This is a genomic window from Vibrio sp. Vb0667 (assembly GCF_033391095.1).
On the sequence record NZ_JAWPOL010000431.1, the window covers coordinates 1 to 1,019 of the forward strand.

Here is a 1,019-nt window from a genome sequence, read left to right on the forward strand (position 1 = left end):
GATTGGTTCTAGGGGTTAATTGCAATGCACGGCTTGTTCTATGCGTTGACAGATCTGCTCTGCAAGCTGGTGGCTCGCTATGTTGCGTTGCACTGTGCTTGTAGCCAGCTTGCCTGATTCAACAACCTTAAACCAATCGAATAGCATAGCGTGAAAACCTTTACTCGTGAGCATTGGTGTCCAATCTTTTAAGTTCAACTTACGTTCTTGATTGTCCTGCCACAATTTACCTTCCACGAACGAATCAAACTCAAATGCTTGGTTGGCATAACATGCCTGAACGCGTTCGTTTGTTATGCCAAAATGACGATTCATTGAAGCGTGTAGTAGGGTATCACCATGTTGCCATTGCACATCCAGACGTGCGAGTTGTTGGCCGTCAAATTGGTGAGTGATGTAGACGTCTTGCAAATCGGCTTTTGCTACAACATTTACGCTGTCTAGCGGGTGAATAAAATCGTCAAAGATGAACGTTCGGAGTTCTCCCGGCAGATTGTGGCGATTTTTCTCCCAACGCAGTGACTTCAAATTAGCGACATCGCCTTTTTGTACGTTTGGCAAATAGTCGTTGTAGAGCGGAATGTGTCGGCGATTAAAGCCAACATAAAGTGGTTGATTGGCGATAGCTGCAATCTCATAGAGTTGCTCTACCTGTTGGGCACTGTCCGCCAGAGGTTTGTCGACAAAAGTAGGAATGCTTTGTTTTAGAAAATATTCAGCGATTTGAAAGTGAACATGAGTTGCGGCATGAATCATCACCGCATCTACACCAAACGCAGGAAGCTGTCGGTAGTCCTGACAGCTTTCCTTAATGCGATATTGCTGAGCTAGTGAAGAGAGGGTTTTGGCGTCTCGGGTACAAAAGACCAGCTCAACATTAGGAAGTTGAGTAATGACAGGAAGGTAAGCCTTTTGTGCAATGTCGCCTAAGCCAATAATACCGATTTTCATGTTGTTCGCTCTGTTTCGATTTCATTAGGCGTTGATTATAACGAGCGAAAAAGAGGTTGGCAGAAACG

At 44.8% G+C, this 1,019-nt stretch carries 1 protein-coding gene; it reads right to left on the reverse strand.

All coding sequences use genetic code 11. The annotated features are described in order from the left end of the window. Window positions 1–15: 15 nt before the first annotated feature. On the reverse strand, window positions 16–951 hold the full coding sequence (locus tag R8269_RS26450) for a Gfo/Idh/MocA family protein (RefSeq protein ID WP_005463389.1): 936 nt from the start codon (window positions 949–951) through the stop codon (window positions 16–18). Window positions 952–1,019 lie beyond the last annotated feature (68 nt).

What these genes read in the sequence shown, in the direction of transcription:
- R8269_RS26450 (WP_005463389.1), bottom strand. Translation starts at nt 951, where the DNA reads ATGAAAATCGGTATTATTGGCTTAGGCGACATTGCACAAAAGGCTTAC.